This window comes from Nonomuraea sp. NPDC005650 (assembly GCF_040605375.1).
Lineage (GTDB): Bacteria > Actinomycetota > Actinomycetes > Streptosporangiales > Streptosporangiaceae > Nonomuraea.
On sequence record NZ_JBEXCR010000087.1, the window covers coordinates 22,153 to 28,152 of the forward strand.

At 69.7% G+C, this 6,000-nt stretch carries 4 protein-coding genes; 3 read left to right on the top strand and 1 reads right to left on the bottom strand.

Annotation, left to right across the window (positions count from 1 at the left end; all coding sequences use genetic code 11):
- Positions 1 to 271: 271 nt before the first annotated feature.
- Complete coding sequence (locus ABZS69_RS64975; protein WP_355394499.1) at positions 272 to 775, top strand: inclusion body family protein; 504 nt, start codon at positions 272 to 274, stop codon at positions 773 to 775.
- A 268-nt stretch (positions 776 to 1,043) separates the two neighbouring features.
- On the opposite strand, the gene ABZS69_RS64980 is transcribed toward ABZS69_RS64975, so the two are convergent.
- Complete coding sequence (locus ABZS69_RS64980) at positions 1,044 to 4,970, bottom strand: NACHT and WD repeat domain-containing protein (protein ID WP_355394502.1); 3,927 nt, start codon at positions 4,968 to 4,970, stop codon at positions 1,044 to 1,046.
- A 194-nt stretch (positions 4,971 to 5,164) separates the two neighbouring features.
- Between ABZS69_RS64980 and ABZS69_RS64985 the strand changes: the two genes are divergently transcribed.
- On the top strand, positions 5,165 to 5,332 hold the full coding sequence (locus tag ABZS69_RS64985; RefSeq protein WP_355394505.1) for a hypothetical protein: 168 nt from the start codon (positions 5,165 to 5,167) through the stop codon (positions 5,330 to 5,332).
- Positions 5,333 to 5,468: 136 nt separating this feature from the next.
- The gene (locus ABZS69_RS64990; RefSeq protein ID WP_355394508.1) at positions 5,469 to 5,846 is read left to right on the top strand and encodes a PadR family transcriptional regulator; all 378 of its coding nucleotides are present in this window, start codon (positions 5,469 to 5,471) and stop codon (positions 5,844 to 5,846) included.
- Positions 5,847 to 6,000: the final 154 nt, after the last annotated feature.

The window sequence follows — 6,000 nt, forward strand, 5'->3', positions numbered from 1 at the left end:
CGAAGCGTTACGGAATAACACGATCTTATTTAGGTTACATTATGCGGTCTTGACGGCACTTAACGTCAAAAATCATGGTGGAGGTGTTCGTCCAGCGGCCTGCGGGCCCGCACGTCACCCCCGCTCCGACGTGCACCATGTCGTCTTCCCGGCTGTGAATGGAGGTCATCGCGACGTGCGCGTCACCGGGCGACCGCATTTACGACCAAGTCGCGGACTGGGGTTCTGGACTACGGTTCTGTTTTTCGGACACGACAGGGAGAATTTCTGCATGTCGGAATTCATCAACGTCCTCATCGCCATCGACGCGGAAACCATTCTCGGACGGCTCGGCAAGAACACCGATCCGAACGGGCCGACGTCGATCCCCGACAGCAGTAACTTGATCTACATGACCACCCGGCAGAACCAACTCGGGGGCGCTCCGGGAAGCGAGTTGACCATCAACGCCTCCCCGATGGATATCATCAGGTGGCGTGAGACGACACTGTCCCTGAACTCCGAGTACACCGGCATCCTCTACCGGTTCAACACCCTGGCCGGGAAGGATCTGATCAGCACTCCCGCGCCGAGATCGGTGGTTCTCAGCGAGCCGCAGCCGAACAGCCAGGACCCCTTGAACCCCACCACCCAGAAGATCAACAGCTACTACTGGGAGTGCGAGGTCCTGGACACGGGGACCGTCACCTACAACTTCAGTTTCATGATTCTCAACCACAAGGGCGAGAAGCAGGGCTACTACTGCTGGGACCCCTTCATCAATATTCAGCCCTGACGGGGTCGGCGCGCCGATTCGCCGCGCTACGTCCGGCACGCTCAGGTCTGTCCGCGACGGACGATCGGTGCTGAGCCGCCGCCTGCAGGCGTCCGCGGGCGGCGGGGTGCCGTAGCAGGGCCATCACCGGCGACGGCACGGCGAAGTGCGCCACCGGATCGGCCCGCCCGCCCGCTCCAGATCGTCCAGAGCCGCCCTGGACGATCTCGCCGACCCGCGGCCCGACGTCGCCTTGCTCATCCAGAGTCCGGGCCGATCTGTGATCACGTCAGATCGTCCGGCAGCTGTTCCGGTAGGGGAGATCGCGGACGTAGGTGTTCCAGTCCGTCGGGGACAGGGCGCCGAACTGGGCGCAGAGCGCGTCCCTGATCTTGCCGGGCGCGATGAGGTGGGTGCGGAGACGGTCGTGGTCGTCGAGGGACAGGACGGCCGAGCCGTCCGGGGTGAAGGCCAGCGCGTTCAGGCTGCTGAGCCTCAAGGAGCCGGCGTCCGGCTGGAAGCCGGCGAACGGCAGTCCGACGGGCCGGTTGGTGGCGACGTCCCAGAGCTGGATCTGGTCCGTCATGTCCGCCACGGCCAGGAGACGTCCGTCGGGGGAGAAGGCCGCCGGGGCGCCGCCGATGGACAGTTGTCCCGTCTGCTGGAGCGATCGGCTGTTCCGGAGGGTGAGCTTGCCGCTGTCGTTGTGGAAGTCGGCGAGAACACCGGCAGGACTCAGCGCCACGGGACGATCCATGCCGGAGTCGGGCGGGACCACCCGCTCGCCGGTGGAGGCGTCGACGATGCCCTGGTCCGAGGCGGAGATGATGGTCCGCCCGTCCCGGTTGAAGAAGAGGTGACGGTCCCAGATCTCGATGCCGAGGACCCCGTACTGCCCGGCGGCGGGCCGGCCGATGATCGAGGCGCGCGGGGTCTGCGAGGCGATGTCCCACAGCGTCAGGAGGGAGGCGTTCCTGGAGGTGTGCATGGTGAGCACGGCCAAGGTCCCGCCGTCAGGCGAGAACGCGACAGAGTCGAAACCGGCGCTGCGGAGCCGGGTCCTCAGGACGGCCTTCCTGCGGCCCGTGGCCACGTCCCAGATGTAGGTGTTCCCGTCGCTTTCCATACTGGCCAGCAGGCGGCCGTCCGGGGACAGCCGGTACTCGACGGGGCCGGCCCGCCGTTCGGCGAGGATCGTGTTCCGGCGCACCATCGTGATGGGATCCCAGATCGCGGGCTGCCCCGCGTCGTCGACCACGAGGGTCGTACCGTCGTCGCTGAGCTCCGTGATGCCGCCGAAGGCGACCGGGTCGCGGACGGCGCCGAGGGACACCACGCGGGTGGCGGAGGAGTCGTCCTCATGGCACCGCAGGGTGCGATCGCCGGGCCCGAACCTGTAGTTGACGCACTTGGCGGCGGCGTACGCGAAGATCGGATGGTCGAACGCGGCCACGGCGGCCCCCGCGTCCAGAATGTCCCTGGTGTCCCATACGGCGCCGTTGAAGGAGACGTACCTGCCGGTGGAGCTGAAGATGATCTGTTCGTCGACGGCGGGGACGGAGGGGGTGGGGATGGTCCGCCACCTGATGCGGGCCGGGTCGAGCCGGTTGAAGGGGACGAGCCCGAGCCGCTTGTCCGTCACGAGCCCGTCGCTCTGGACCAGAGCGAGGAGTTCGCCGTCAGGGCTGAACGCGATCTGCGAGATCGGCTTGGCTCCCTTGGCCTGCCGTACGGTGCGTGTCCTGCGGCCGGTGCGCAGATCCCAGAAATCCAGATCCGCGTCGTGCGTGGTGATCAGCTGCCGCTGGTCCGGGGTGACCTCGGCCGACGTCGGGTAGTACGGAATCCGCACCAGGAGCTTGCCGGACGAGGTGTCCCACAGGCTCGTGAGGGTGGGGGCCTTGGCGATCAGCAGGTGGTCGCCGACGAGGTCCAGGATCGGAGCCGCCTCGATGGTGGTCGGCAGGGGCTGGCCGGTCGCGGTGTCCAGCAGGACGACGGTGCCGTCCTGCAGGGGCAGCGCCAAGGTCTTCCCGTCGTCGCTGAGGCGGAGCCGGGCGAAGTCGTCGGTGTTCAGGGGCTGGCCGGGGAAGATGAACGACCTGATCACCCGGCGCGCGTCGACGTCGGCGACCTTCACGTCGTTGCCCCGGACGTAGACGCGCAGCCGGCCGGCTCGGTCGGTGTCGGTGCGCCAGCTCTCGTCGACTCCCGGGGGACGGTAGGTGTACAGCTCCGGCTGGGCGTAGAGCGTCAGAAGGGCGTTGCGGCTCTCGTAAGAGTCGGGGGCCAGGCTCGCGGCGGCGACGGAGAGCTGTTTGGCGGTGATCGGGTCGGCGCGGCGCATGGTGACGGCCAGCCCCGCCAGCCGGCTTGCGGTGGCCTGATAGAGCTGCCGGGAGATGGTCTGGGCCCGCTCGTTCAACGCCCGGCCCTGGACGATGGCCGTGGCCGCGGTGCCGGTGGCGATGAGGAGCAGGATCGCCAGCGCCGCGCTCAGCACTGTGCGGTTGCGGCTGCGGCGCCGGTCCGCGTCGCGCTCGGCCTGGTCGTACCTGATGCCGGCCTCCAGGAAGGCCTGTGCCTCCGGCCCGAGCTCCGCCCGGTCGTCCTCGGTGGCGTCCCGCGCGATCGCCAGGCGGGTGCCCCGATACAGGAACGCGGGGTCGCGACCCTTCCCGGTCCACTCCCTGGCGTCCTCGTTGAGCTGGTGCCGGACCCGCAGCGAGGCGCGGCCCTCCTCGATCCAGGCGCGGAGCTGCGGCCAGGCCCGGATCAGCGCTTCGTGGGTGATCTCGGCCGTGTCCTGGTCCACGGTCACCAGCCGGGACGTGACGAACGCGTCGAGGACCTGCCGGACCGTTTCGTGCTCGGGGGTGCCCTCGGGCGGGAGCAGTTCCGTCAGTGGCGTCCGGCGGCGCGTGTCCTCCGTCCCCTCGCTGGGGCGGACCAGCCGGAGCAGCAGCCGCCGGGCGACCGGACGGAGGTCGGGATCGAGCCCCTGCAGCGTGTCCTTCGCGGTGTAGGCCAGCGACTTGCCGATCCCTCCGGTCGCGCGATAGCCGGCCAGAGTGAGCTGCTGCCCCTTTTCGCGCTTCCAGGTGACGAGCAGGCAGTGGGCGAGCAGCGGGAGTACGCCGCTGCCCACGGTGGAGGTGGCCCCCAGGTCGTCGAGGAGCCGGTCCACCAGCCCCGCCTCGACGGGGATGCCCGCGCGTCTGGCGGGTTCCTCGATGACCTCGCGTAGCTGGGCCGTGGTCATCGGCCCGACGATCAGCGGCTGCTGGAGGGCGGGCAGCAGCTCGGGATAGGCCGCGCAGTGGCCGAAGAAGTCGGCGCGCATCCCGATGACGACGACCGTGGACCGGCAGGCCGCGTGCAGTGCCCGGATGAAGACCTGGCGCTCGCTCTCCTCGACGCGAGCGGTGAAAATCTCCTCGAACTGGTCGACGATGACGGTCCCCGGGCGAGCGTCCGGCCTGGGCGGGACCCGTAGAGATGAAGGATCTTCGACCAGGCGCCGGCGTACGTCTGCCGGAGCGTCGTCGCCGCAGAACCGCTCGGCGAGGGCCCGGACGGGGTCGTCTCCCGGCGTGAAGATCACGGGGGCGCCGGACGGGGACCGGTCGGCGGCGGGGAGCAGACAGACGCGCAGCAGCGACGACTTGCCCGCCCCCGAAGGCCCGGCCACCAGCAGCGGGCCGTCCAGCGCGGGCTGTTCCCGCACCCGGGCCGCGAGCGTGTCGCTGAGCTCGCCGCGCCCGAAGAAGTATCGCGCCGTCTCGGGGCCGAACGCGGCCAGCCCCGGGTACGGGCCCTCGCCTGGCTCGGCGGTCGTGGGGCGGGGGCCGGCCGGGTGCCGCGCACCGGTGGCGCGGGCCTGCTCCCAGCGCGTCTTCCACTGCTCGTGCTGGGAACGCCACCATGCGTTCCCCGGGTGGTAGGGGGCCGGGACGTCCGTGTGCTCCAGGAGCACGCGAACCAGGGCCCAGAGCAGGGGGAAGTCCCTGGTGACGCTGCCCTTGGTGAACCACTCGCCGACCGTCTGCGGGGTCAGCGCCGTTTCGATCCGCTGCGCGGCGAGCAGATCGTTGGCCTGGTCGATGGCCTTGGCCCGCGAGAACGTGGGCGTCCGGTCGCGGGCGAGCCGTTCCAGGCGGCCCAGCTCCTGTTTCAGCACCGCTCGCGGCGCGGGCAGATGCCCGGTCCCGGTCATGCGGCGGGCCCGGGGAGGCGGGCGTCCATCCGGCGCCTCCGGCCGGATCGCCGGTCGGAGCCCCCGCCACCTGGGCGTTTCCGGCGCCTATCCGGTGTGTCCGGCAACCCTTCAACTGCCGCCGGACACCGGCTGAACTGGCGGGCGACGGCGCAGCCGGCCGATCGGCTGCCGGACAGGGAAAGGACGCGTCGATGAACCTCGCGATGTGGGCACTGGTGCCGATGGCCGGCGTGGCGTGCGCGGCCGTCGCGGCGGTGCTGATGGTCCTCATAGCCACCCGGGGCTGCGCGGCGGACGACCGGGCACGGGTGTTGCGCGCTCTCGCCGAAGTGGTCCGCGCGGTGTGGGGCAAACGGTGAGCGGACGGGCGAGACCATCGTGCACGCGGCAGCGACCGCGACCCTCCGTCTCACCCGAGCCTCCAGTCGATCCCGGTCACTCGCAACGGCCGTCGGCCTCTGGATGGCCAGTGTGGCAGGTCGGGGGTGGCTACTGATGGTGATGATGCCGAAGAGGCATCGGAGCGGCCCTCGCCGAGAGCCGGGGCTGGCGCTCGTGTGGCGTCAGGCGACGGCCGTGCTGGAGGGCATCGTTCTGGCGATCCTGTCCGGCCGGCCTGCGTACGGCTACGAGATCACGGCGTGGCTGCGGGAGCAGGGCTTCACCGACATCGCCGAGGGCACCATCTACGCGCTGCTGGTCCGGGTCGAGCAGCGCGGTCTCGTCGATGTGGAGAAGGTCCCGTCGGAGAAGGGGCCGCCGCGCAAGGTGTACTCCTTGAACGCTCAGGGACGGGCGTATCTCGAAGAGTTCTGGAGGACTTGGAGCTTCCTCACGGAACGGCTCGAACAGCTCCGCGAAGGGGGTAAGTAGTCATGGCCGCAGAGTCGAGTGAGCCGAAGAGCCGCTTGCGGCAGGCTTTGGAGACGGTTACGGGGCCGTTGGAGGACAAGAAGCGCTACCGGCAGTACAAGGCGCGGGTGGGGCGGCTTCCGGTGAACTATCGCACGGCGGTCGAGGCGCTGGA

Excerpts from the sequence above, each read along its gene's own strand:
- ABZS69_RS64975 (WP_355394499.1), top strand. The coding sequence starts at position 272 with ATGTCGGAATTCATCAACGTCCTCATCGCCATCGACGCGGAAACCATT.
- ABZS69_RS64980 (WP_355394502.1), bottom strand. The coding sequence starts at position 4,970 with ATGACCGGGACCGGGCATCTGCCCGCGCCGCGAGCGGTGCTGAAACAG.
- ABZS69_RS64985 (WP_355394505.1), top strand. The coding sequence starts at position 5,165 with ATGAACCTCGCGATGTGGGCACTGGTGCCGATGGCCGGCGTGGCGTGC.
- ABZS69_RS64990 (WP_355394508.1), top strand. The coding sequence starts at position 5,469 with ATGGTGATGATGCCGAAGAGGCATCGGAGCGGCCCTCGCCGAGAGCCG.